Origin of the sequence: Cohnella panacarvi Gsoil 349 (assembly GCF_000515335.1) — a bacterium.
GTDB lineage: Bacteria > Bacillota > Bacilli > Paenibacillales > Paenibacillaceae > Cohnella > Cohnella panacarvi.
Genome location: NZ_KI911563.1, coordinates 315,283 through 338,266, shown reverse-complemented (window position 1 = coordinate 338,266; position 22,984 = coordinate 315,283). Strand labels below are relative to the sequence as shown.

At 53.9% G+C, this 22,984-nt stretch carries 20 protein-coding genes and 1 riboswitch; of the genes, 8 read left to right on the top strand and 12 right to left on the bottom strand.

Going from position 1 to position 22,984, the window contains the following annotated elements:
- Positions 1 to 173: 173 nt before the first annotated feature.
- Positions 174 to 1,001, bottom strand: a complete 828-nt coding sequence (locus COHPA_RS0101705) for a DUF3221 domain-containing protein (protein ID WP_027084461.1) — start codon at positions 999 to 1,001, stop codon at positions 174 to 176.
- A 170-nt stretch (positions 1,002 to 1,171) separates the two neighbouring features.
- On the opposite strand from COHPA_RS0101705, the gene COHPA_RS0101700 reads away from it, so the two are divergent.
- Complete coding sequence (locus tag COHPA_RS0101700) at positions 1,172 to 1,492, top strand: YqzG/YhdC family protein (protein WP_027084460.1); 321 nt, start codon at positions 1,172 to 1,174, stop codon at positions 1,490 to 1,492.
- A gap of 57 nt (positions 1,493 to 1,549) precedes the next feature.
- Positions 1,550 to 2,938: a class II fumarate hydratase gene (gene fumC, locus COHPA_RS0101695; RefSeq protein ID WP_027084459.1), complete on the top strand. Its 1,389-nt coding sequence runs from the start codon at positions 1,550 to 1,552 to the stop codon at positions 2,936 to 2,938.
- A gap of 82 nt (positions 2,939 to 3,020) precedes the next feature.
- Here fumC and nrdF read toward each other — a convergent pair whose 3' ends face one another.
- The 7 genes from nrdF to COHPA_RS0101660 form a co-directional block, all read right to left on the bottom strand.
- Complete coding sequence (gene nrdF, locus COHPA_RS0101690; RefSeq protein ID WP_027084458.1) at positions 3,021 to 3,980, bottom strand: class 1b ribonucleoside-diphosphate reductase subunit beta; 960 nt, start codon at positions 3,978 to 3,980, stop codon at positions 3,021 to 3,023.
- 33 nt (positions 3,981 to 4,013) lie between these two features.
- Positions 4,014 to 6,098 carry a class 1b ribonucleoside-diphosphate reductase subunit alpha gene (nrdE, locus tag COHPA_RS0101685; RefSeq protein ID WP_027084457.1) on the bottom strand — a complete coding sequence of 695 codons (2,085 nt, stop codon included), beginning with the start codon at positions 6,096 to 6,098 and terminating at the stop codon, positions 4,014 to 4,016.
- Positions 6,085 to 6,444 (bottom strand): class Ib ribonucleoside-diphosphate reductase assembly flavoprotein NrdI, encoded by a 360-nt coding sequence (gene nrdI / locus COHPA_RS0101680; protein ID WP_027084456.1) that lies wholly within the window; start codon positions 6,442 to 6,444, stop codon positions 6,085 to 6,087. The genes nrdE and nrdI overlap by 14 nt, the downstream gene beginning before the upstream one ends.
- A gap of 159 nt (positions 6,445 to 6,603) precedes the next feature.
- A riboswitch (cobalamin riboswitch) is annotated at positions 6,604 to 6,803 on the bottom strand.
- A 179-nt stretch (positions 6,804 to 6,982) separates the two neighbouring features.
- Positions 6,983 to 8,080: a hypothetical protein gene (locus COHPA_RS0101675; RefSeq protein ID WP_156926583.1), complete on the bottom strand. Its 1,098-nt coding sequence runs from the start codon at positions 8,078 to 8,080 to the stop codon at positions 6,983 to 6,985.
- A gap of 10 nt (positions 8,081 to 8,090) precedes the next feature.
- A complete protein-coding gene (locus COHPA_RS0101670; RefSeq protein WP_027084454.1) occupies positions 8,091 to 9,152 on the bottom strand; it encodes a phosphotransferase in 1,062 nt (353 codons plus the stop codon).
- The gene (locus tag COHPA_RS0101665; protein ID WP_027084453.1) at positions 9,127 to 9,693 is read right to left on the bottom strand and encodes a GNAT family N-acetyltransferase; all 567 of its coding nucleotides are present in this window, start codon (positions 9,691 to 9,693) and stop codon (positions 9,127 to 9,129) included. Before COHPA_RS0101665 ends, COHPA_RS0101670 begins: the two co-directional genes overlap by 26 nt.
- A gap of 1 nt (position 9,694) precedes the next feature.
- Positions 9,695 to 10,318: an HD domain-containing protein gene (locus tag COHPA_RS0101660; RefSeq protein WP_027084452.1), complete on the bottom strand. Its 624-nt coding sequence runs from the start codon at positions 10,316 to 10,318 to the stop codon at positions 9,695 to 9,697.
- A 153-nt stretch (positions 10,319 to 10,471) separates the two neighbouring features.
- On the opposite strand from COHPA_RS0101660, the gene COHPA_RS0101655 reads away from it, so the two are divergent.
- Both COHPA_RS0101655 and COHPA_RS22810 read left to right on the top strand, forming a co-directional pair.
- On the top strand, positions 10,472 to 11,143 hold the full coding sequence (locus tag COHPA_RS0101655; protein ID WP_027084451.1) for a response regulator transcription factor: 672 nt from the start codon (positions 10,472 to 10,474) through the stop codon (positions 11,141 to 11,143).
- Positions 11,144 to 12,382, top strand: coding sequence for a sensor histidine kinase (locus COHPA_RS22810; RefSeq protein ID WP_027084450.1), 1,239 nt, complete (start codon positions 11,144 to 11,146; stop codon positions 12,380 to 12,382).
- A 10-nt stretch (positions 12,383 to 12,392) separates the two neighbouring features.
- On the opposite strand, the gene COHPA_RS0101645 is transcribed toward COHPA_RS22810, so the two are convergent.
- On the bottom strand, positions 12,393 to 12,686 hold the full coding sequence (locus tag COHPA_RS0101645) for a LuxR C-terminal-related transcriptional regulator (protein ID WP_027084449.1): 294 nt from the start codon (positions 12,684 to 12,686) through the stop codon (positions 12,393 to 12,395).
- 154 nt (positions 12,687 to 12,840) lie between these two features.
- On the opposite strand from COHPA_RS0101645, the gene COHPA_RS0101640 reads away from it, so the two are divergent.
- The 3 genes from COHPA_RS0101640 (at position 12,841) to COHPA_RS0101630 (ending at position 19,165) form a co-directional block, all read left to right on the top strand.
- Complete coding sequence (locus tag COHPA_RS0101640) at positions 12,841 to 16,644, top strand: response regulator (RefSeq protein WP_027084448.1); 3,804 nt, start codon at positions 12,841 to 12,843, stop codon at positions 16,642 to 16,644.
- Between the two features lie 98 nt (positions 16,645 to 16,742).
- Positions 16,743 to 17,456 (top strand): response regulator transcription factor, encoded by a 714-nt coding sequence (locus COHPA_RS0101635; RefSeq protein WP_027084447.1) that lies wholly within the window; start codon positions 16,743 to 16,745, stop codon positions 17,454 to 17,456.
- Between the two features lie 152 nt (positions 17,457 to 17,608).
- Positions 17,609 to 19,165, top strand: coding sequence for an ABC-F family ATP-binding cassette domain-containing protein (locus tag COHPA_RS0101630; protein ID WP_027084446.1), 1,557 nt, complete (start codon positions 17,609 to 17,611; stop codon positions 19,163 to 19,165).
- A gap of 68 nt (positions 19,166 to 19,233) precedes the next feature.
- Here the strand turns inward: COHPA_RS0101630 and COHPA_RS0101625 are convergent, their stop codons facing one another.
- Positions 19,234 to 19,737 (bottom strand): GNAT family N-acetyltransferase, encoded by a 504-nt coding sequence (locus COHPA_RS0101625; RefSeq protein WP_027084445.1) that lies wholly within the window; start codon positions 19,735 to 19,737, stop codon positions 19,234 to 19,236.
- Positions 19,738 to 20,049: 312 nt separating this feature from the next.
- On the opposite strand from COHPA_RS0101625, the gene COHPA_RS25390 reads away from it, so the two are divergent.
- Positions 20,050 to 20,271, top strand: coding sequence for a hypothetical protein (locus COHPA_RS25390; protein ID WP_156926582.1), 222 nt, complete (start codon positions 20,050 to 20,052; stop codon positions 20,269 to 20,271).
- Positions 20,272 to 20,345: 74 nt separating this feature from the next.
- Here COHPA_RS25390 and COHPA_RS0101615 read toward each other — a convergent pair whose 3' ends face one another.
- Both COHPA_RS0101615 and COHPA_RS0101610 read right to left on the bottom strand, forming a co-directional pair.
- Positions 20,346 to 22,244, bottom strand: coding sequence for an LTA synthase family protein (locus COHPA_RS0101615; protein ID WP_342667801.1), 1,899 nt, complete (start codon positions 22,242 to 22,244; stop codon positions 20,346 to 20,348).
- Positions 22,245 to 22,438: 194 nt separating this feature from the next.
- Complete coding sequence (locus COHPA_RS0101610) at positions 22,439 to 22,867, bottom strand: GNAT family N-acetyltransferase (RefSeq protein ID WP_027084442.1); 429 nt, start codon at positions 22,865 to 22,867, stop codon at positions 22,439 to 22,441.
- Between the last annotated feature and the right edge of the window lie 117 nt (positions 22,868 to 22,984).

Sequence of the window (22,984 nt, the reverse complement as noted above, 5' to 3'; positions counted from 1 at the left end):
CTACCGAGGCTGTCCCAAACAAAAAATGAGAATGGAGCAGAGGTTATTTCTGCGCCATCCTCATTTTGTTGTAGTCTATTGCCGTTTTCTTCAACAGATTACGTGTGGCGATAGCGGTTAACGTTGCCACACAACGTTACTTCGGCGCACGTCCTGGACAACCCCTTTGTACATTATGGCGAGGATAACACGTTGATTTGCGAAGCGAACTTCTCTTCCGGCACGATCTCGTATCCAAGCGTCCACACCTGCACGTTGTCGCCTATGTTCAAATTTTCTTGCGCACCCGTTTCTCCGTTCGCCTTATATTTCGTATATGGCAGCAAGCGGTACTTCCTCTGATCGACTTCGATATATCTTTGAGCTACATCAGTATCATCGAGAGACAAATCGGTAATTGTCCCTTCGTGCTCCCCTTTCCCGGCCTCGAATTCGACGACTTGAAGCTGCAAGCCGCTCGTCTGAACCGGATAGCTTTCCTCGAACATGCCATCGCTCCATGCGTTGATCTGATAGCCGATTCTCAGCTCTTCGGCCAGCCCGGACGGGAATCGGACCCACGTTGCGCTCGAGTTGCTTCCCGCCTTCGCCTCTCCGACGACGAGCACGCGATTCCCGTCTAGCGCAGTAATCGTGCCGGTAATGTCGGCTTGCTTCGGCATGACGAACGAATCGATCCGAAGATCGAACGTATAACCGGCGATTTCGTACAAATCCTGCTTAAGCCGTTCAGTCTCCTCAGTGCTTAATGCTTCCCAGGGCGCCTTAGATTTGCGAACTTCGATCACGATTCTCTCGTTCGTCGAGTAGGAAGACTTCAACTGTACGCCGCGTTCGGCGAAGATCTCCCGATGTAGCGACAGCTCCTGCGATAACCGGTCTCTCTCCGGCTGGTTGATATTTTTACGCGACAGACCGGAATGGCCGCATCCGCCGACCGCGATCGCGAGCATCGCCAGCAAGGCGATCCAAAGCGTATGCTTACGCTTCTCTCTTAGCATTCGCAACGCTCCTTCTTGACGTTCGTTATCTTCATACTTTCCAAACGAACGCAGGACGAGAAAGGTTGCTCACCGCAAGAGCGAATAAGGCTGCATCGAGAAGGACGATACTGGAAATCGTAGCTATGATTCCGCCCATAGGAAGGATGGTGTTCCGATTGTTATCGTGTATGCGTGACGTCATACTTGCGCTAGGTTTATCATTGGGAGCGGTCGAGTCCATCGACATTCATCCGCTGCCTGCCTCCGCGCAGCCCGAGTACGCCGAATGGGGTCGAATCGCGATGCAGCGAACAGCCGAACGTTATCGCCTGCCGATCGTGGATTATCAGCATATCGGCCGAAGACAGCTCTCTTCCGGTATAGCGGAAGAGAAGTTCAAGCTATGGCTTCGGGGCGACAACCGGGAGTTCGGCGTGTTCGTTACGATTCGGTTCGAGACGGCGACCGAGAAAATATTGGCGGTCGAATTCGAAGAAACCTCGCGTTAACGCGCGGGCGAGGAAATACAATAGACTACCGAATGATCCGAATAACGAGGTGCTCTGATGGAATTTCGTGTGGAAAAAGATACGCTAGGCGAAATACGTGTCCCCGCGGACAAGCGCTGGGGCGCGCAAACGCAGCGAAGTCTCGAGAACTTCAAGATCGGCACGGAGAAAATGTCCCCTGCGCTCATCTCCGACTTTGCCGTCTTGAAGAAAAGCGCCGCCATCGTCAACGCGCAGCTCGGCAAGCTCAGCGAACAGAAATCGCAAGCGATCGTCGCCGCGGCCGACCGAATCATCGCAGGCGGGATGAACGAGCACTTCCCGCTCGCCGTATGGCAGACCGGCAGCGGAACGCAGACGAACATGAACGTGAACGAAGTCATCGCGAACCTCGCGAACGAGCAACTGGCGAAGCAAGGCAGCAGCGAGCGCATCCATCCGAACGACGACGTCAATAAGTCTCAAAGCTCGAACGACACTTTCCCGACGGCGATGCATATCGCGGCTTACGATGCGGTCGTCAAGCAGGTGCTGCCCGCGATTTGGAAGCTCCATGCGACCTTAACCGAGAAGAGCAAGCAATTCGCCGACATTATCAAGATCGGACGGACGCACCTCCAGGACGCGACGCCGCTTACGCTCGGCCAAGAGATCAGCGGCTGGGTGCGCATGCTGGAGAAAAGCGAGCATATGATCGCGCAAAGCTCGAAGAGCCTGCTGGAACTCGCCGTAGGCGGCACGGCCGTCGGTACGGGCATCAACGCGCATCCGCTGTTCGGCCAGAAGGTCGCCGAGACGGTCGCCGCGCTGACCTGCCATCCGTTCGTCACGGCAACGAACAAATTCCACGGGCTCACGAGCCATGACGAGATCGTTTACGTACACGGTGCGTTCAAAGCGCTTGCGGCCGACCTGATGAAGATCGCCAACGACGTTCGCTGGCTCGCGAGCGGCCCTCGCAGCGGCATCGGCGAACTGACGATTCCGGCGAACGAGCCGGGAAGCTCCATCATGCCGGGCAAAGTCAATCCGACTCAGTCGGAGGCGCTAACGATGGTCGTCGCTCAAGTGCTCGGCAACGATGTCACGATCGGCTTCGCCGCTAGCCAAGGAAACTTCGAGCTGAACGTGTTCAAGCCGGTGATTATACACGCTTTCCTTCAGTCGGCGCGATTGCTCTCCGATGCAATGATATCGTTCAACGACAACTGCGCGGTCGGGATCGAAGCGAACGCCTCGGTCATCCAAGACCATCTGGACCGTTCGCTTATGCTCGTGACCGCTCTGAACCCGCTGATCGGCTACGAGAATGCCGCCATGATCGCGAAGACCGCCCACAAGAACGGCTTAACGCTAAAACAAGCCGCTCTACAGAGCGGCTTGTTGACTGAAGCGCAGTTCGACGATGTCGTCCGGCCAGAGCTTATGATCCATCCGAAGGAATAACGAATCCTTCGAGCTATACGCTCCACCGCGCAGTTCGACGATGTCGTCCGGCCAGAGCTTATGATCCATCCGAAGGAATAACTTAGAATACGAAATCCTCGTCGGTCAGCGGCTCTACGTTCAGCGTGCGGATGTATCCGTTGCCCTTCTTCGAGAAGAAATCGTGCTGCTTCGTCTTCGTGCTCAGGCCGTTCAAGACGATCGGGTTGATCTCTTCCTCCGGGAACGCCGGCTCGAGACCGAGATTCATAAGCGCCTTGTTCGCGTTGTAGCGCATGAACTTCTTCACCTCTTCGGCTAGACCGAGGTCGGCGTACAACTGCTCCGCGTATCTCTCTTCGTTCTCGTGAAGGAACTGCAGCAGACCCTGGAACGTCTCGTACGCTTCGTCCTGCTCGTCGGCGCTCAGCTCGGCGTACACTTCCTGCGCCAATACGCCGACGTACAGGCCGTGAATGCTCTCGTCGCGAAGGATAAGGTCGATGATCTCGCCGCTGCTCGTCATTTTCCCTTGGCCGGCTAAGTACAGCGGATAGAAGAACCCGCTATAGAACAAATAGCTTTCGAGCAATACCGAAGCGGCCATCGCCAAGTAGAGGCTCTTCTTCGAGTCGATCGTCTTATAGTAAGCCGAGATCGTCTCCGCCTTCGTCTGCAAATACGGATTGTTCTCGACCCAGCGGAATACCGCGTCGATCTCCTCGGTCGTCGATACCGTCGTGAAGATGCTGCTGTACGACTTCGCGTGGATTTGCTCCATCATCGCCATAAAGCCGAGCACCGCTTTGCGCTGTAAGCCGTCGACATGCTCGAGAATCCGGGGCATGCCTACGCCGCCTTGAATCGTATCGAGCAGCGTCAATCCGCCCAGCACTTTCATGTATAGCTCCCGCTGCGCCTCGGAGAGGTTCATCCAGGCCATCTTATCGTCGGATAGCGGAATTTCGTCGTCCGTCCAGAACTGCATGATGTTCTGGTCCCAGAACGTCTTCGTGAAATCGTCTTCCTGCTTATTCCAGTTCACCGCTTTGATCGCAGCCAACGTGATTTCCCCTTCCCGTTCAAGCTCCGTATGTTAGACGGAGCAGCTAATGCAATCTTCGACCGCAAGAATCTTCGTCCGAGTGTAATAGAGCGACTTGAGGCCTTTGCGCGCGGCATAAATATAATATCTCGCCAGTTGGCGCGTCGTCACATCGCTGTTGACGTGCAGCACGGTAGAGATGCCTTGGTCGACGTGGGACTGGATTTCCGCGATCAAATCGATCACTTTGAATTGGTCCATGCGGTAAGCCGACTTGTAGAAGAAGAAATTGTCTTTGCTCAAGTACGGCATCGGATAATACGTCGTCGAGTTCGCATACGTGCGCGTCTCGATCGGCTCGACGATCGGCATGACGCTCGACGTCGCGTTCTGCACGTACGAGATGCTTTGCGTCGGCGCGATGGCAAGACGGTAAGCGTGGTACAAGCCGTGCGCCTGAACGTCCAGCTTAAGCGACGCCCAGTCTGCGGGCCCGGGAATATCGATGCCTTCGAACAGCGCTTTGACTTTATCGGTAACCGGATGGAATTTCTCCGCCAGATAGCGGTCGAAGTATTCTCCGCTCGCGTAATCGGACTTCTCGAAGCCCATGAACGTCTCGCCCTTCTCGCGGGCGATCTGCATGCTGCGCTCGATCGAATGATAATTCACCATCATGAAAAACGTGCGTGCGAAATCGATAGCCTCAGGGCTGTCGTACGCGATCTTGTTTTTCGCAAGGTAGCCGTGCAGGTTCATCGCGCCGAGACCGACGGAATGAAGCTCCTTGTTCGCCTTGACGACGCCGGGCGCGTTGTTGATGCGGCTCATGTCGCTGACGGCCGTCAGCGCAGTAATGCCTTCGTGCACGGACTCTTTGATTTTGCGCAGCTCCATGACGTTCGCAATGTTAAGCGACGCCAGATTGCAGCTGATGTCGCGGCGAATCGTGCTCGCCTCGCCCCAATCCCCGATCTCGGACGTCTCCTGCAGCTGGAAAATCTCCGTGCACAAGTTGGACATGCGGATCGAACCGATGTTATTCAAGGCGTGAACTTTATTGGCGTTCGTCTTGTTCATGATGTACGGATAACCGGATTCGAGCTGCGTCATCGCGATCTTAACGAGCATGTCGCGCGCGCTCATGACGATTTTCTTCTTGACGCGGTCGTCTGCCAGCAGCGTCTCGTACATCTCGTCGATGTCCATATCGTCGAGATGCATGCCGTATGCTTTATAGACGGTATGCGAAGCGAAGACGTGAAGCGGCTTGTTCTCTTCCGCCAGCTTATAGAACAGGTTCGGTACGATCAGTCCGATCGACAACGTCTTCAGACGCGTTTTCTCGTCCGCGTTGATCTTCTTGCTATCGAGGAACTCGATGACGTCCCAGCCGAAAATATTATAGTACGCAGCGCCGGAGCCTTTGCGCTGGCCCATCTGGTCCGCGTAGCTGAACGCGTCCTCCATCAGCTTCAGCACCGGCATAATGCCTTTGGCCGCGCCCTCGACGCCTTTGATCGACTCGCCGCGCCCGCGCAGCTTGGACAAGTTGACCGCCACGCCGCCGCCGATCTTGGATAGCTGCATGCACGTGCCGAGCACGTAATTGATCGAATTAAGGGAGTCGTCCATCTCGAGCAGGAAGCAGGACACCATCTCGCCGCGGCGGCTCTTGCCCGCGTTCAGGAACGTCGGCGTCGCCGGCTGCAGGCGTTGCTCCATCATGGATGCGGCCAGCGTCGTCGCAGTCGCCTCGTCCCCGCGCCCCAGATACAGCGCAACGATCGCTACGCGGTCCGCGTAGTTCTCGAGATATTGCTTGCGATCGTTCGTGCGCATCGCGTAATCGGTATAGAACTTCGAAGCGGCCATATAGGAAGCGAATTCGAACTTGTAGCCGTGCGTCAGCCGATAGACGCTGTCGACGAACGGCTCGCTGTACGATTCGTAAACGTTCTCATAGTAATCGTTCCCGATCATGTAACGGACCTTGTCCGTGTGGGTCGCGAACTTGACGCTCTTCGCGTCTATTTCTTTCATGAGCTCGCGCACGGCTTCGCGGTCTTTATCGATTTGGAAAAAACCGTCAGATCCGTGCTGCATAAGTAAGTTGTTCAGCTCAATATGCCGCAACTAAGCTCGCCTCCCGATGAAAATGTTCAATGTCCCTCTGCGTACCTGAAAGCTCGAACTTCCCGAGCACGGGAACGGAATATAGCGCCGAAATTTTGTCCGCGCTGCGCGCGAAGCCCTCTCCCCAGTTGCGATTGCCGCTTGCGAGCACGCCTCTCATGCGCTTATGGTTTGATCTAAGGAAAGATAACGTCTTGTCTGGCGCTTGACCGAAACCGGTCGTATAGGTAACGAGAATGAACGGCTGGTCCAACTCCAGATCCGCCTCGATTTGGACGGCGGGCAGCCCCAGCTTTTTCACGAAACGGCGAACGTTGCCCGTCCGCGAATCATAAGCGATCAACATTCCGTTCTCTCCCTTCATCAGACTACATTCGACATTATCCATAAGATGATCCGACAAAAAAAGACGCGCCGGAAGCAGAAGAAACCGGCACGTCTCAGCAAGCGGCAACAATCGCCGGCATCTAGACGGTACGTGCATCTTCCCCATCATCCGTAGGGAGCATGTTCATACGAGCAGGCAGGTCTCCTGGCTTGGGTTTCACGGCTGTCGTTCGCCTTCCCGGCTAAACCTGAGGTTATCCAGTGGCTTCGGAACGACGCTCTTCCCATACAGTGGCGGGACCGCGCCGGCTTTGCACCGGCTTCCCTATTAAGCTTTTCCCTTATTCTCGGAAAATCACCTGTTCGTTCGATATGTAGTTGTTAAGCTAAAATCTACGTCAATATATAGTGAATGTCAAGACACTTTCTACGAAAACAGGACCTAGTCATTTCGTCCTAGACAGCGCTTACATGATAGATTGTAAGCATTACAAAAGCCGAGAACCCATGTTAAATTGGGCACTCGGCCAGTCGTTAATCTCATTAATAGATGCGGATTAATCCATGATCGATACGATCCGCCAATCGCCGAATTGGTTCTCAAGTTGGAAAGTCAATCGCGCCGTCATGTCGTCGCTGCCCGTAGCCGTGACGACCGCCGTCGCCGCATCGCCGCGTTCATCGACCTCGACCGAATAGCTTTCTCCGAACTCCATCGCCACGTCGTACACCGCAGCCCCCCACGGATCGTCAGCCAGCTGGACCGCATAGGGATCCGGCATCGCGCAGAGCTCGGACAACCGCTCCTTCAACTCGTCGGAGAACCCGTCGTCCAGAACGCGCAGCGCCAAATACTGATAGATCACTTCTTCTATCGATTCCGGGTATAGGACCGGCAATACGATCCTCGTATCGACTTGTTCGAACTTGTCTTGGTCCGGCAGCCACTCGTACTCCCATCGCAAATCGAAGTAGAGCACGTCGTAACTGAACCGTCCTTGGGAGTATCCATCGAACTTACCGTTTCCGTCTTTGTCGATGAGGTCGTCTTCGCCGGCACCCGTCCCGGAAGCGCTATAGACGATGGAAATCGGAACGCCGCCCTTCATCTCGAATAGCTCGAATCCGTACAACCCGACATCGTTCGTGACCCCGCTGTAAATATACTTCTGAGGCTTACCCTCTAGCTGAACGAGTTTCACCTTGCCGGTATGATACCCTTGACCCGCGAGGTTATCGCCGATGCTTGTCACTTCTCCATCGACTTCTCTTAGAACGTAAAGGTCGCTCACCCAATCGAAGTCGCCTTCTTCGCTCCCTAATCCGAGGACGACTTCCTTCGCTCCGTCCAGATCGAGATCTTCCTCCGCGCTGAATACGACGTCTTGGTCCGAGTGGTCGCCGGGAATCGCATCGATGTAGCGTTGCAACGGTTCCGGGGAGTCGGTTGAACTCGGTTCGATAACGGCGGAAGGACTCGCAACGGCGCCGGAAGGCGTCGGGGCAAGCGTCGGTTCTATGTCCGGTGATACCTTGGCAGATTCCACAGCGGTCGCAGCAGCGCTTTTAGAAGTCGTATTCTCGTTGTCGTTGTTCGAGTCGCAGCCGGTGAATAAGACGATGCATAATCCCATTGCCAGCACCCGTATTCGCATCGAGATCCCCTTACTTCATTAGTGTAGTTAAATAATTATAGCACATCTGCTCTATCGGCTTCTCGATGGCTTTATACCGTTGCAAGCCGCGTTCCGTGGAATGAAGCTGCGCGAGCAGCACGGAGGCGTCGTCAACGCCGTCCCAATATCGTCCGAGAAAATGCAGAAAGACGTCGAGCTTGCGCAGGCGGACGAGAACCGGGATCGCTTCCGCCTCTTCTCGGCTTAATCGCCGCTTCTCGCCGAACCCTCTCAACATCGCCTCGATTAGCGAGAGGTCCTCCGAGTCCGATAGCCCCTCCGACTCGGATAACAATCCCGCAATGACGACCGCCAACTCCATCACGCGCAAATCCCATGTGACGAACTCGAAATCGAGCACGGCGGTAATGTTCTGCCCGCCTAGCAGATTGCTATGGTTAATGTCGCCATGGATAAGCTGGTGCGGCAATCCGCGCAGCCGCTGAAGAGGCCCCCTTATCTCGCCAAGGGCCTGTCCGATTATCCCGAGCCGTCCCGCTTCCGCCGCGAACGCCTCGGGCGGCGCGGAGCAGAACGCGGCGACGCTATCGGGCGTACATAACGGATGGGCTTGATCCAGCTCGTAATACGGCGGATATTGCGGGCGGGCGACGCGATGTACTTCCGCGAGAGCCATGCCGAGATGCGCGGCTGCCGTTCCGATCGCGGCGGCAACCTGCGTATCCTTCTCCGGAGGACGCTCCCCTTCCAAGTAAGGGAACACGCAGGCTAGCCGCTCCGTGCCGTCTCGCGTGACGACATAAGTCGAACCGCTCCGAGCCAAAATCGGGCATGGCACGTCGAAGGGCAGCGCCATCTCCTTAAGCTCGCGCAGCAACGCATGCTCGAATGCGACTTTGGACGCATCGCGGTGCGTCTCGTAAATCCGCAGCACCCACCTGCGTCCTTCCGCTTGAACGTATCGCGTCGTATTGTTCCAACCGGACTTTCCTTCGGCGACGATCCATTCGCCGTCCGGCCAATATTGCTCCAGCACGTCATCGAAGAGTGCCGATGCCGAATGACTACTCCGCAGTCGTTGTTTGCTCATCGCTTGTCTCCCATTCCGAACGCAGCAACCCCATCTGAACGACATCGATATATCGACCGTTCTTATACAATCGCTGGCGGAGCCGTCCTTCCTCTTGGAATCCGCATTTCCGATAGCTTCGAATGGCCCGTACGTTAAAGTCGTAGACTTGAAGCTCAAGCCGATTGAGGTTCAGCTCCCGGAAAGCGAACGCGACAAGCAGCTTGAGCGCCTCCGTTCCGATGCCATGCCCTAAATATTCGGGGAATCCGATGACGATTCCGATCGTTCCGACGCGATTCTTCCAATCGATCGCGTCCAAGCTGATCGATCCGATATATTGCTCGGACCCGTGTTCGCAGATGACGAAGCCGCGGCCGTCCGGCTTGCCCTCGAGCATCGAATCGAGGAAATCCTCCGTCGACTGCTGCGTATGCGGATACAGGAAGATGTCGGACAAGTGATTCACGATCTCCGGATTGTTGACCCAAAGACGAATCCAAGGCAAGTCTTCCTTGCGGAATTCCCGAAGCTTGATTCTCTCGCCGTATAGATGCGGCATCTTACCTCACCTCGATCGGATCCTCAAGCAGAATGCCCTGCTCGACGGAACGCTGCACAATGTCTTGCGTGAATCGCCAAAGCGTATCCGATACGGACTCGACGACCGCAAGCCGCTTGAGCACTTGAGACCGGACGATACCGTTCTTCAGCCAACTGTAGCCGCCCGTATAATAGTTGTTAATGACCGGGTGCAGCCGGTCGATCGCGGCGGCGTATTTCGCTTCCATCGTCTCGCCGTCTTCGAACTCGCGCCAAAGCTTCATCCATTCGCCCTTCTGGTCGTCCGGCAGCATGCCGAACAACCGGTCAGCGGCTGCCTGCTCCCGCTCCGCTTTATCTTCATAGCCATGCGTATCATAGGCGAACGTATCTCCGGCGTCGATCTCCACGAGATCGTGAAGCAGAAGCATGCGGATGATCCGATTCAGGTCCAACCCCGGCTCGTTCGCATGTTCGTACAGCAGCATCGCCATCACCGAAGCTTGCCAGCTGTGCTCCGCCGTATTCTCGAAGCGGCTGCGGTCTAGAATGAACGTTTTTCTCAGGACGTTCTTCAGCTTATCGATCTCGGCGATAAAGGCGATCTGTCCGTTTAGTCTGTCGTTGCTCCATCGTTCGGTCATCGTTGCGTTCCTCCGTTAAATGCTGATCATAACCGTTTGCCCTATTGTAACATGGCTCGCCGGATCGTTCATATTCCGTTCATAACGATGCGTTATTATAATGGATATACCCGGAAGCGAAATGCGATTTCGCGCCATTAGGAGTTGAGCCGAATGACTACGATTCTCGTCGTCGACGACGATCCGCATATTCGCGAGCTTGTCGGCGTGTTCCTTAAACAAGAAGGTTTCACGGTGACGGAGGCGACGGACGGCCTCGATGCGCTCGCGAAGCTGGAGAAGTCTCCGGCGGACCTTGTCGTGCTTGACATTATGATGCCGCGGATGGACGGCTTCGAGCTTTGCCGCGAGCTGCGTGAGCTATACGATATGCCGATGCTCATGCTGACCGCCATGGGCGAGACGACCCAGAAGGTCAAAGGCTTCGCGCTCGGAACCGACGATTATTTGGTGAAGCCGTTCGAACCCGTCGAATTGGTCGTTCGGGTGAAAGCGCTGCTGAAGCGGTACAAAATATCGGTTTCGCAACAGGTAACGGTCGGACGAGTCCAACTCGATCGGGCGACGTTCCAGGTGAAGCTCGGCGACATTCATCTTACGCTGCCGCTTAAAGAGTTCGAGGTGCTATTCAAGATGGCGAGCTATCCAGGCAAAACGTTCTCGCGGGAGCAGCTCATCGAGCAAATCTGGGGTTACGATTACGAAGGCGACGATCGGACGGTAGACGTTCACATTAAACGGTTAAGGGAAAGATTCGAGGAGGAAGAAAGCGGATTTCGGATTACGACGATTCGCGGACTCGGCTATCGACTGGAGGCGAATTGAATGAGGCTGCATGGAAAACCATCGGGGTTCAAGCCGCTCCGCCGCCTCCAGGAGGCGCACATTCGCAGCCACGAGCGAATGAATGCGGAGCACTCGGCCTATTACGAGGAACTTTTACGGAAGCATGGCGGCGTCATCAACCAGGACGTGAAGTTCAAGTTGCCCCCTGCGCCCAAAAGTTGGATACTCATCGGACTCTCTAGCTTTTACGGAACGTTGCTGATCGATTACTTGCTGTCCGACTGGCTCGTAAACCTCATCTACGAACAATGGTTCCCCGATTATTACGATACGATGGGCCGCCACTTGTTCGCCGTCCTGTTGATGATGATCGTCTTCGGAATCATCGTCATGATCGTTCGTCTGTTCTTCGACCCCGGTCGGTCGCAGATCAGCATGTTCGTCGCCTGGATGGGCGCGATGCGCCGTATGTCCAAAGGCGATTTCGACGTGACGCTGGATTTCGATGTCCGGTATACCGGACAGATGGGCGTCATCGTCCAAAACTTCAATCAAATGGTTGCCGCGCTTAGAGAGATGGAACAAATGCGGCAGGAATTCATCTCGAACGTCTCGCACGAATTCCAATCGCCTCTTACATCGATCAGCGGGTTCGCTCGCGCCTTGCAGAACGAACAACTGCCGCCGGATACGCGCAAGCACTATCTGGACATTATCGAGCTCGAAAGCGTCCGGTTATCGCGCCTCAGCGACAATCTCCTGAAGCTGACTTCGCTGGAATCGAAGCATCATCCGTTCGAGCCTGGCTCTTATCGTCTCGATCGGCAAATACGCCGAATCGTGCTAGCCTGGGAGCCGTTATGGCGGGAGAAGAACATCGAGATCGACATCGATTTCCCGTCATTGCCGATTACGGCCGACGAAGAATTGCTGGACCAAGTGTGGATCAATTTGTTGAATAATAGCATTAAGTTCACTCCCGTCGGCGGAACGATCTCGATTGACGTCACCGCTACGGAAGGCGGATACCGCATCGAAGTCGCCGATAACGGAAGGGGGATTCCCGAAGAGCATCTTCCTCATCTGTTCGAACGGTTCTATAAAGCGGATCAATCGCGCAACCGTACGGGCGAAAGCAACGGCAGCGGACTTGGCCTGTCGATCGTCCGTAAAATCGTCGAAATGCACGAAGGCACCGTATTCGCCGGCAATCGCGCGGGCGGAGGCGCCGTATTCACCGTCCATCTCCCCGTTCTCGCACAACCGACCGCGCGATGACAATAACGAATTAATTCATGGTCTGCCGATTGAGGATATAACGCAGAAACAGCGCTTGAAGCTCCCGCGAAGAGCGCGTTCTCGTCTTTCCCATCATGCAGGCCATGTGGTTTTTGACCGTCTTCTGGGCAATGTGGAACATCGCTCCCATTTCCTCGTTCCGGAGTCCGAACAAGACGAGCGCGCGAAGCAGCTCGGTCTCCCGTGCCGTCAGCCCGTACCGATCCCCGAACTTGCTTACCGCGAGTCCCGACTCTTTGTCCGCAAGGCTTGCGACTTCCCAATGGTGCATATTCGTCAACATGGCGTTCCTCCGAATCGCTTTTTTCTATTCCCGATACTATTGTCCGACTTTGTCTCATGTTAGGATAAGGAGAAAGTGTTAGGAACTTTCTATATTAGTTGTGAGATTCATATGAAAATAACTCATAGATGTCCGTTGGGGGTGCGTTGCGCACATGTTCCGCTCGCTTCGCTTCAAAATTATTGTCTTCCTGATCATCGCGAACGGTCTATCGTTCGTTGCGATGAGCATTATCAGTTACGAAATTTCCAACAAGCGCATGAACGCCCAGCTCGAGAATCAGAGCATGGTCGACTTGCGCAACACGGTCGCGAATTTGAATACGATGCTCTCCTTGCGCCTTCATGAAGCCGAAGTATTGACGGACTCCGAGGAGTTCCGCACCGGCACGCGGCAAGTGAAGCTTAACTCGCTGAAGAACAACATCGAGAAGTTCGGCTTTCGATACGAATATTACGGCATAGCCGAACGCACCGGAGCATTAGCGTTAACGGATGGACGTTATATGCTGGTCGGTCAATTTCCCGCGTTTCAAGAAGCCTTGCTCGGAATAAGCAGCATTTCGGACCCCGTGCTCGACGCCGACGGCAAACCCATCGTATGGCTGTTCGTCCCGTTATACGATCAGGGCAATCCGGAATGGCAAATCACGGACGTGGCCGCGCTCGCTGTCGATTCGTTCTCGTTGTTCCATCCCATTCTCTCCGTGAAATCCGACGACTACGATGACAGCTCCATTACGCTCATCGATCGAGATATGGACTTGCTGCATTACTCTTCTAGTCCCGACCTCATTCTCAAACGAAACTACATTCGGGACGAACCGTCGACCTCCTTTTTCGCGGAACAAATCAGGATGACCGAACAAGGGAAAGGCGACGTGTATTTGTTCGGACGTGTGCTTAAAATGTTCTACGTGAAAGTGCCCGGCCACGATTGGTACGCCGTCTTCACCGTCTCCAAAACAGAGTTCGAAGCGCCGCTGAGAGCCGTCCTATGGAATAACATGACCTACATCGGAGCGGCGGAAATCGTTCTCGGCGTGTTCCTGTATTTATTTACGAGCAGAATCATATTGAGCCGATTGAAGCTCATCGCGGCCGCTACCCAGCAAGTCGCGTCAGGCGACTTCTACACGCCGTCGATTCCGACGCGGAGCAAGGACGAGCTCGGCCTGCTCGCCGACTCCGTGAATTCGATGACCGAGAAGCTTCGGTATTTGTTCGAGCCTTTCCAGACGTTCATCAAGCACTATAAATACGCGATGATCGTTACGGACGCCGCCTTCCGCGTGACCGCCTTCAATACGCGCGCCCAAGAGATGCTAGACTATTCGGAATCCGAGGTTATCGGCAAGCGCATGCTTCTTAATTGGTACGACCCGATTCAAGTCCAGACGCGTGCCAAAAAGTATTCGGAACAGATGAGTTCGACGATGGAAGCGGACGAATCGGTTATTTTCTTCCCTACTTTGAACGGACTCCAAGCGGATTCCGAATGGATCCTGCACGCGAAGAACGGCGGCAAAATTCTCGTATCGAGCATTCCGAGCGTCATGCGCCATCCTGACGGCTCGATCAAAGGCTATGTACTTCTTGTTCGAGATATTAGCGAGCTCAAACAGACGGCCGCGACGAACACGCGATTGTTCGAGATTATGGAGAGCGCGCACGATATGATCAGCACGTTCGATCTCCACGGGCGCATGTTCTACGTGAATCAAGCCGGTCTTGAGTTCCTCGGCATCGACGAGCTTAACGATTCGAACAATCAGCTCAAGAACTACTTGACGATATCGAACGCCCTCCAGTTCGCCGACGGGCTTCAAATGGCGGAACGCAAAGGCTACTGGCAAAGCGAAACCGAATTCGTGCACGCGAGCGGAGAGCTTCAGACCGTATCCATGATCGTCGTTCCCCATCGTTCGGACGACGGAGGCGAGACGTTCTACTCGACGATCGTGCGCGATATTACCGACCGGAAGACGATCGAACGCCAGCTCCTGCAAGCCAAAGAAGCCGCCGACGAGGCGAACGAAGCGAAAAGCTCGTTCCTCGCGCGGATGAGTCATGAAATACGGACGCCGCTCAACGGTATAATCGGGCTTACCTATCTCCTGCAAAAATCGGATTTGACGGCGATCCAGCAAGATTATCTGAGACAGATAACCGATTCATCGCACAATCTGTTGCATATTTTGAACGCTGTACTTGATTTCTCGAAGCTTGAAGCCGATAAATTATCATTGGAGCACGTTCCTTTTCGCCTGGATGAGTCGATCGTGCGGCTTGGCGGCATGTTCTCGGTGCTGCTTGGCCCGAAGCCCGTCGACTTTATGATCCAGGTGGATCCAAGAATCCCGGACGAACTGATCGGAGATCCGACGCGCCTCGAGCAAGTGCTCTTGAACTTAGGGAGCAACGCGATCAAGTTCACGAACGAAGGCTTGATCGAGATGCAAATCAAACTCACGGAAATGACCGACAATCAGGCGACGCTATCGTTCTCCGTCAGCGATACGGGCATCGGTATGACGCGGGCCCAGCTAAGCAAGCTGTTCACGCCGTTCGTGCAAGCCGACGACAAGACGAGCCGCAAATACGGCGGAACCGGACTCGGTCTCGTCATCTCCCATTCCTTGGTCGACAGAATGGGCGGGAATATTCAAGTGGTAAGCACTCATGATGTCGGGAGCACGTTCGCGTTCAGCTTGCGATTCGAGTTGCCCGAATCGACGCCGCACACCCGTTCGGATGAAAGCTTCAACAGTCGTGTTCTCGTATTGGAGGACCAGCCGATCGTCGGACACCACTGGCGTCTGATGCTCGAATCCATGGGCTGCGAATGTTCGATCGCCAGTTGCTTTGAAGAAGTTCTGGAACTGCTCGCGCAATCGCGATGGGACATCGCGATTATCGATATGGAAGCCGGAGATATGCATGGCGAAGAAACGTGGGCGGCGTGGGTTGGAACGCTGCGTGCCCACGGCATCAAAGTCGTCTCTTCTACGTCGCTGCTCGGAAGAGATGCGCTTCAATACGTAGCGGACGATCTGAAACCGGAAGCCGTCCTTACGAAACCCGTATCGACGCTGCAAGTCCGTCGCATGCTGCAAGTCGTCGCCGCGGACGCGGAATCAAGGAAAGAAGCAGCCTCCTCCGCCGAGTCGGGTCAACCGGAATCGCACGAACAATCCAAGGCGGGAGTACACCGTGTTCTTGTCGTTGACGATCAAGAGCTCAATCGTCTGGTCGCGCAGCAACTGCTCGAGCAGCACGGCTTCGACGTTCTTCTCGCGAGCAGCGGCGAATCGGCTATTCACGCGATAGCCGAACAATTGCCGCATGCGGTTCTCATGGATTTGCACATGCCCGATATGGACGGAATCGAGACGACGTTCCGGCTTCGCAAGCTGTATAGCCCGGAGCAGTTGCCGATCATCGCGCTTACCGCGGACGTAACCGATGAGCAGCATCAGAAGTGTCTGACCTCGGGGATGAACGATATCGTTACGAAACCGATCAACCCGCCCGCGCTGATCTCGGCTCTATCCCGCTATCTTCAAAAAGGCGTCGCCACCGGGTCTAACCTTGCCAAGGCGGCTGTAGCCGCCCAGGATACGCCGTACTTGCAAACCGCGGTCGCGCTGAACCGATTATCCGGCAAACGACAGCTATACGTTCAGTTGTTGGAGAAATTCGACGATCAATATTCGAATGTCGCGCAGCAACTGCAATCCCTAACCGCCGATCCGAACCTCGAACCGGCGATCAGGCTCGCCCATTCGCTTAGCGGCGCGTCCGGACATTTGGGAGCAGACATGCTGCAACATGCGGCCACGGCGCTTGAGCAAGCGCTTAGGAACGGACAAGCCGGCCATTCTGAACTGCACCACCTAGAACAAGCTCTAGACCTGACGATGCCGCACGTTCGTGCATACATTCGACATAAAAAGTAATTAGACGAACCCTGCGGGGCAAGTTATAATAGACACATAAATGAAAATGTTAGCAAAATATGAGCCTTCCTAACACTTTACTAAAGGGTGTGAAAATTGTGACGAAAGCGCTCGTAATCGAAGATGATCCGATCATCGGAGAAATGCTGACTTTATATTTAGCTGAAGAGCATTTCGTAGTGAATCGGGTAGAAACCGCACGCGAAGGATTACAGGCGATACATACGTTCGAACCCGATATCATTTTGCTAGATCTCATGCTTCCAGATGCGGCCGGGACCGAGTTGTGCGCGCAAGTTCGCGGCATAACCGATCTGCCTCTTATAGTCATATCGATGAAGTCGGCCGTCGCCGACAGAATCCAAGCGATTAGCTCCGGCGCGGACGACTATCTATGCAAGCCATTCAGCATGCAGGAACTGAAGGTCAGGATGAACGCCGTGCTTCGACGCTATTCGCAGCAACCCGTGCTTTCGACCGCAAGGACTTCGGCCAAACCCGATCAACAGTCCCTCTCCCTGTCGCAGCAAGGAATCGCTCTTGATTTGGAACGAAGGACGATCGTCATCGACGGCGAACATATCGAAACCACGTTCTCCGAATATGAAATCATGAAGCTATTCGTACAGCATCCCGGTCGCGTATTCACTAGAGAAGAACTCATTAACGCCGTTCGCGGCATCGATTCCTTCATCAACGACAGAGCCATCGATGTCCACGTAACCAATCTGCGGCGCAAGCTCGAGAAGAATCCCAAAGAGCCCCAATTTATTAAGACGGTATGGGGCGTCGGATATAAGTTTATGAAGTGACGTCTTCTCCTCCACGCCTTCTCGGGACTTATCCGAGGAGGCGTTTATCGTTACGCCTGTTCTTTGTCTACGATTACCGTTGAGTTAAAGCTCGCAACCAGCTTATAATAGGAAAGTTGCAACCTTAAATCGGATGAAAAAGGTGCCTTATCATGAGTATTCTAACCGTCAGAAATTTAACGCACGGCTTCGGCGATCGTGCGATATTCAACGATGTATCGTTCCGCTTGCTGAAAGGCGAGCATGTCGGCCTCGTCGGTGCGAACGGAGAAGGTAAATCCACGTTCATGAATATCATTACGGGCTCCCTTGAGCCTGACGCCGGCAAAGTGGAATGGGCGAAGAACGTAAGGGTCGGTTATCTCGATCAACATTCCGTACTCCACAAAGGGATGACGATTCGGGACGTGCTCAAGGGAGCGTTCGGCTATCTGATCAAGATGGAAGAACAAATGAACGAGATGTATGATCGGATGGGATCGGCTACGCCCGAAGAGCTTGAGCAGTTGCTCGCGGAAGTAGGCGACATCCAGGATATGCTGACGAATAACGACTTCTATCTGATCGATGCGAAGGTCGAGGAAATCGCCCGCGGTCTCGGTCTTGGCGATATCGGGCTCGACCGCGACGTGCACGATTTAAGCGGCGGCCAACGGACCAAAGTACTGCTCGCTAAGCTGCTGCTCGAGAAGCCGGATATCCTTCTGCTCGACGAGCCGACCAACTACTTGGACGAGCAGCATATCGAATGGCTGAAGCGTTACTTGCAGGAATACGAGAACGCCTTTATTCTCGTCTCTCACGATATCCCGTTCCTGAACAGCGTCATCAACCTGATCTATCATATGGGCAACCAAGAGTTGAACCGGTATGTCGGCGATTACGACAACTTCTTGCAGCAGCACGAGGCGAAGAAAGCGCAGCTCGAATCCGCCTATAAACGGCAACAGCAAGAAATCGAAGAGCTGAAAGACTTCGTCGCCCGCAATAAAGCTCGCGTCTCGACACGGAATATGGCGATGTCCCGCCAGAAGAAGCTCGACAACATGGAAGTGATCGAGCTCGCCAAGGAGAAGCCGAAGCCGACTTTCAACTTCAAAGAAGCGCGTACTTCCGGGCGCCTCATCTTCGAAGCGAAATCGCTCGTCATCGGTTACGACGAACCGCTGTGCCGTCCGATCGACTTGTTAATGGAACGCGGACAGAAAATCGCGATCGTCGGCGCGAACGGAATCGGCAAAACGACGTTGCTGCGCAGCCTGCTCGGCGAGATTCCTGCCCTCTCCGGCTCGGTGACGAAAGGCGATCATCTGAATATCGGCTACTTCGAACAAGAGATCAAAGCTACCGCGGACGAAACCTGCATCGAAGCCGTATGGAAAAACTTCCCTTCGATGTCGCAATTCGAGGTTCGCGCGGCATTGGCCAAATGCGGACTTACGACGAAGCATATCGAAAGCAAGGTCGCCGTCCTAAGCGGCGGCGAGAAAGCGAAGGTCCGCCTATGCAATCTGATCAACAAAGAGACGAATCTTCTCGTGCTCGACGAACCGACGAACCATCTCGACGTCGACGCGAAGGACGAATTGAAACGCGCGCTTAAAGCCTATAAGGGCAGTATCTTGCTCATTAGCCATGAACCCGAATTTTATCGCGAAGTCGCAACCGAAGTATGGAATTGCGAATCGTGGACGACTAAGGTTTTCTAAGATCCACAGCAATAATAAGGGGTTATCTCTCCGCCATCCGCTGATGGCGAAGGGATAACCCCTCTCTGTTAGGTTAAGTTGATCCCGATCATGACGAGGTCCCTCTCTACGCCATCCAGTACGGCTATGCGCGGCAGCCTCCCCCACTCTTGAAAGCCGAACTTTCTGAGCAGCGCAAGACTTGGTTCGTTATGTCCGAATACGAGGCCGACGATGTTGTCGATGCCTAGACGCGGGCATTCGGCAATCGCCTTCTTAAGCAGCAAACTTCCGATCCCTTGGCCGCGATAGCTTGCGTCGATATAGATGCTAAGCTCCGCAGTGGCGTTGTATGCTGGCCGGCTGTGGAACGATTGAAAGCTTAGCCATGCGATCATTCGCTCGTCTTCTTTCAACACCCAGATGGGCCGGCGGTCCTGCGAATGCTCATGAAACCATGCGTAACGGCTTTCTACCGTAACCGGCTCCAAATCCGCCGTAACCATGCGGCTTGGAATCGTGGAGTTGTAGATTTCGACGATTCGTTCCAGGTCGTCTAAAGTTGCATCCGTAACGGTCATATTCGGTCGCATGCGGCAGTCTCTCCCGGGTCATAATGATAATCTAAACTTTCGTAATGGACATAAACTTCATCCGAGGTGATCGAACTGATCCAATCCCGATCTAAGTATAACCGACTCGGAGTTTGCTGCGCCATTCTCCTGCTTTATACCTTCATGCTGCCATGCGGGGCAAGCTTCGCCGCGGAACCTATGCCTCCGCCCGTAGAAATATTCGACGTCAAACAAGAGAAAGTCGTCCATATCATCCCGATGACCGATTCTCTCCGCGATACGGTAATTAATGCCCTTAATCAGTCGCCTCAGCCCTTTGGAGGCGTTACGATGAATCCGACAGGAGGCATCGTCGCGCACTTCCGATACCCTGAGCCGTTAACGCTCGCCAATCCGATCTATCCGCAGCCTATCAGCGAGCTTTACTTGTTCTTGGAACCGAATAACGCCCCGCTCGCCTTGCTATTCTTCAGCAAAGGGCACAAGCCGCGCGTATTCACGCTACAAGCCGATGCGAATCGCCTCATACAGAGCGTACAGCCCAAACCCTAACAGAATAAGCGCGGCGCCGTATTAGATGCGAACAGCCGCCTTCCCGTTCAGAGAGGCGGCCGTTGCAGTCAATCTTATGGGGTTACGTCTTCCGACTGTTCAACGTTCTGTTTGTCCGGCAACTGCGGAATATAGCTATCCGACAGATGGAGGAGCTTCAGCGTATTGTTATACTCCTCTTCCGTTACGTCGGGTGCCGAATCGGATACGTTCGGCAACGAATAGTTCTCTCCGTCTTTATAGGCTTCTCCAGGCAGGAACAGCTTGCGTTCCGTGAAAACGGATCCCGAAGGCAAGAAGTGTCGCATCGGAAGCTTATTAACGGTCTGATTGAATAGATCTTGACCGAAATGAATTTGCTGATCGAGCGAGAGGCCCATCAAATTCGCGAGCGTAGGCAGAATATCGACTTGGCCGCCTGCCGTATCCAGCTTCGCAGGGTAAGATACGCCTGGAACATGCGCGATAAGCGGAACATTGAACATATCGGTATAGCCGTATTCGTGCCCGAGAATATTCTCCATAAGCGATTTTTCGCGTTTATCTAAGGAGTACAGCGGCAATCCTTGGTGGTCGCCGTATAGCAGAACGATGCTGTTATCCCAAAGCCCGCTGCTCTTCAGCTTATCGATAAATTGTCCGAGCGCATAGTCCGAGTAATTCTGCGCCTCGAGATAATGCCCGACGAGCGTTCCGTCGAATTCTTCCGGGAGATCGAATCTAACTTTATCCTTCGGAATTTCGTACGGGTGATGAGAGCTCATCGCAATCAACTGCGCGTAGAACGGTTGGCCGCTTGCGGACATCTCTTGCAGCTTATCGAACGATTTGTCGTACAATACTTCGTCGGATGCGCCGAACGCTACATGATCGTCATCTCCGAAATAGTCCCGATCATAGTAGCGATCGAACCCGATCGCGGAATACAGCTCTTTACGATTCCAGAAGTCCACTTGGTTCGTGTGGAAGGTTGCCGTATTGTACCCTTGCCCGCTCAGCAGCTTCGGCAAGCTTGGCAACGCTTTTCTAACGTAATTGTCCGTCGCCGGCTCGTGTTTAGGCACGTACAGCGAAGTGTTCACGACGAACTCGGCATCGGAAGTCGTGCCTTGGCCGACCATCGTATAAAAGTGATTGAAGTGGAACTCGTCGTTCGCGAGCTTATTCATGTTCGGAGTCAGCTCTTTGCCGTCGAGCGTCAGTCCGATCAAGAAATTCTGGAACGATTCCATCTGAATGATAATGACGTTCTTGCCTTTAGCGACGCCGGCATATTTCGGAGCTGCCGCGGCGGTGATCCCCTTAAGCTGATCGATCGTAGACTGCGTAATGTCTTCCATCTCGACCCAATCTTCTTCCTCGGTCGAATCCGCGAAGATGGTATAGATCTCGTAATTCAGAATGCCCATCTCTTTGGCTTGCTTGTTCTCGTTCATGCTGGCTTTATTCGTCCAGATGTTAAAAAAGCAAAGCGATACGGACAACGTAATCATGACGGAAATTGCCGGCTTGCGGAAAGGTCTCGGGCGAATCGGCTTCGGCGCCGACTTCGATTTGTAATGAGCCCAGATGAGGAACACGGCGAGCACGATGACATCGAAGAACACGAGCAAATAATAAGGATCCATCAAAGAATAAGTGCTGTTGCCGACTTTCGTGACTTTATCGGCTTGCTTCAGGGCATGATAAGTGGCGATAATACCGTAATACTTGTAATACATGAGTACGGCGAAGTAGAGAACGGTGACGAGTAAGTTCACGATGACGTAGTAGAGGATCTTGCGCTTCGTCGCGAACCATTCGATCAGACAGAAGATCGCCCAGAAGAACGGAACCTCCGTCGCGATCGTCTCCCAAGAAGGTCCATCCGCGAAGACGACGTACCAAGCCAACGCGCCCTTCAGCGCTAGTATGACGGTGAACAATAGAAATCTTCGATTTATTAATTTCAACCATAAAGACAACGCTATCACTCCTTTCGCAACACAAAAATAGGCCGGTAAACAAACCGAAGCCTGCTGTGTCGTCTAGGTGCAAATCTTCACTGCCGATCTTCGATTCTTTCAATCTAGCAAAGAAAAAAATCAAAGGCAAGTGCAGATGTTGGACCGTTAACTAAAGATTAGTTAAATGTGTCTTAATGGTGGCTGAACGCGTATTCGGTGCGTTATTCTACTTCGACCGCATCGTAGGTACAAGTAAATCTTTCCGTCCCGGGCGTCTTCTCCCCGGTGCTCTCGATCCTGAATCCGATGCTTCTGTAGAACTCGACCGCTTCCTCGTCGGTTTCCGCTTCGATCGAGACGGGGTTGAATTGATGGAGCAGCTCCAGAATCATGCCGCGGCCGAATCCGGCTCCTCTTGCTTCCGGTTGCACCGCGATATGACGCAGGGTCATCCGGTCGTTCGAATCGATGTGAAAGCCGACGATGCCGACGATTTGTCCCTCCGATTCATACCCCATGATCCTCAGATCGTCCACCGCTCGGTATTGCTCGATCGTTCGAATGACGTGTTCGGGATCCGGGAATACGGACAGCTCGATCAATTGTCGTACTTCTTCCTCGTGAAGACGCGATTTCAAATCCTGTAACACCCTTGCCAACCCCTTTCATCTATTCGTGCCCGTCTTTATCTTAGGGTCTTATTATACGCTACCTTGGATGTACGCTCCAAACTTGATCGCGCTTACATATGAAAATGGTAAAAAATT

What these genes read in the sequence shown, in the direction of transcription:
- COHPA_RS0101705 (WP_027084461.1), bottom strand. Translation starts at nt 1,001, where the DNA reads ATGCTAAGAGAGAAGCGTAAGCATACGCTTTGGATCGCCTTGCTGGCG.
- COHPA_RS0101700 (WP_027084460.1), top strand. Translation starts at nt 1,172, where the DNA reads ATGCGTGACGTCATACTTGCGCTAGGTTTATCATTGGGAGCGGTCGAG.
- fumC (WP_027084459.1), top strand. Translation starts at nt 1,550, where the DNA reads ATGGAATTTCGTGTGGAAAAAGATACGCTAGGCGAAATACGTGTCCCC.
- nrdI (WP_027084456.1), bottom strand. Translation starts at nt 6,444, where the DNA reads ATGTTGATCGCTTATGATTCGCGGACGGGCAACGTTCGCCGTTTCGTG.
- COHPA_RS0101675 (WP_156926583.1), bottom strand. Translation starts at nt 8,080, where the DNA reads ATGCGAATACGGGTGCTGGCAATGGGATTATGCATCGTCTTATTCACC.
- COHPA_RS0101670 (WP_027084454.1), bottom strand. Translation starts at nt 9,152, where the DNA reads ATGAGCAAACAACGACTGCGGAGTAGTCATTCGGCATCGGCACTCTTC.
- COHPA_RS0101665 (WP_027084453.1), bottom strand. Translation starts at nt 9,693, where the DNA reads ATGCCGCATCTATACGGCGAGAGAATCAAGCTTCGGGAATTCCGCAAG.
- COHPA_RS0101660 (WP_027084452.1), bottom strand. Translation starts at nt 10,318, where the DNA reads ATGACCGAACGATGGAGCAACGACAGACTAAACGGACAGATCGCCTTT.
- COHPA_RS0101655 (WP_027084451.1), top strand. Translation starts at nt 10,472, where the DNA reads ATGACTACGATTCTCGTCGTCGACGACGATCCGCATATTCGCGAGCTT.
- COHPA_RS22810 (WP_027084450.1), top strand. Translation starts at nt 11,144, where the DNA reads ATGAGGCTGCATGGAAAACCATCGGGGTTCAAGCCGCTCCGCCGCCTC.
- COHPA_RS0101645 (WP_027084449.1), bottom strand. Translation starts at nt 12,686, where the DNA reads ATGTTGACGAATATGCACCATTGGGAAGTCGCAAGCCTTGCGGACAAA.
- COHPA_RS0101640 (WP_027084448.1), top strand. Translation starts at nt 12,841, where the DNA reads ATGTTCCGCTCGCTTCGCTTCAAAATTATTGTCTTCCTGATCATCGCG.
- COHPA_RS0101630 (WP_027084446.1), top strand. Translation starts at nt 17,609, where the DNA reads ATGAGTATTCTAACCGTCAGAAATTTAACGCACGGCTTCGGCGATCGT.
- COHPA_RS0101625 (WP_027084445.1), bottom strand. Translation starts at nt 19,737, where the DNA reads ATGCGACCGAATATGACCGTTACGGATGCAACTTTAGACGACCTGGAA.
- COHPA_RS25390 (WP_156926582.1), top strand. Translation starts at nt 20,050, where the DNA reads ATGAATCCGACAGGAGGCATCGTCGCGCACTTCCGATACCCTGAGCCG.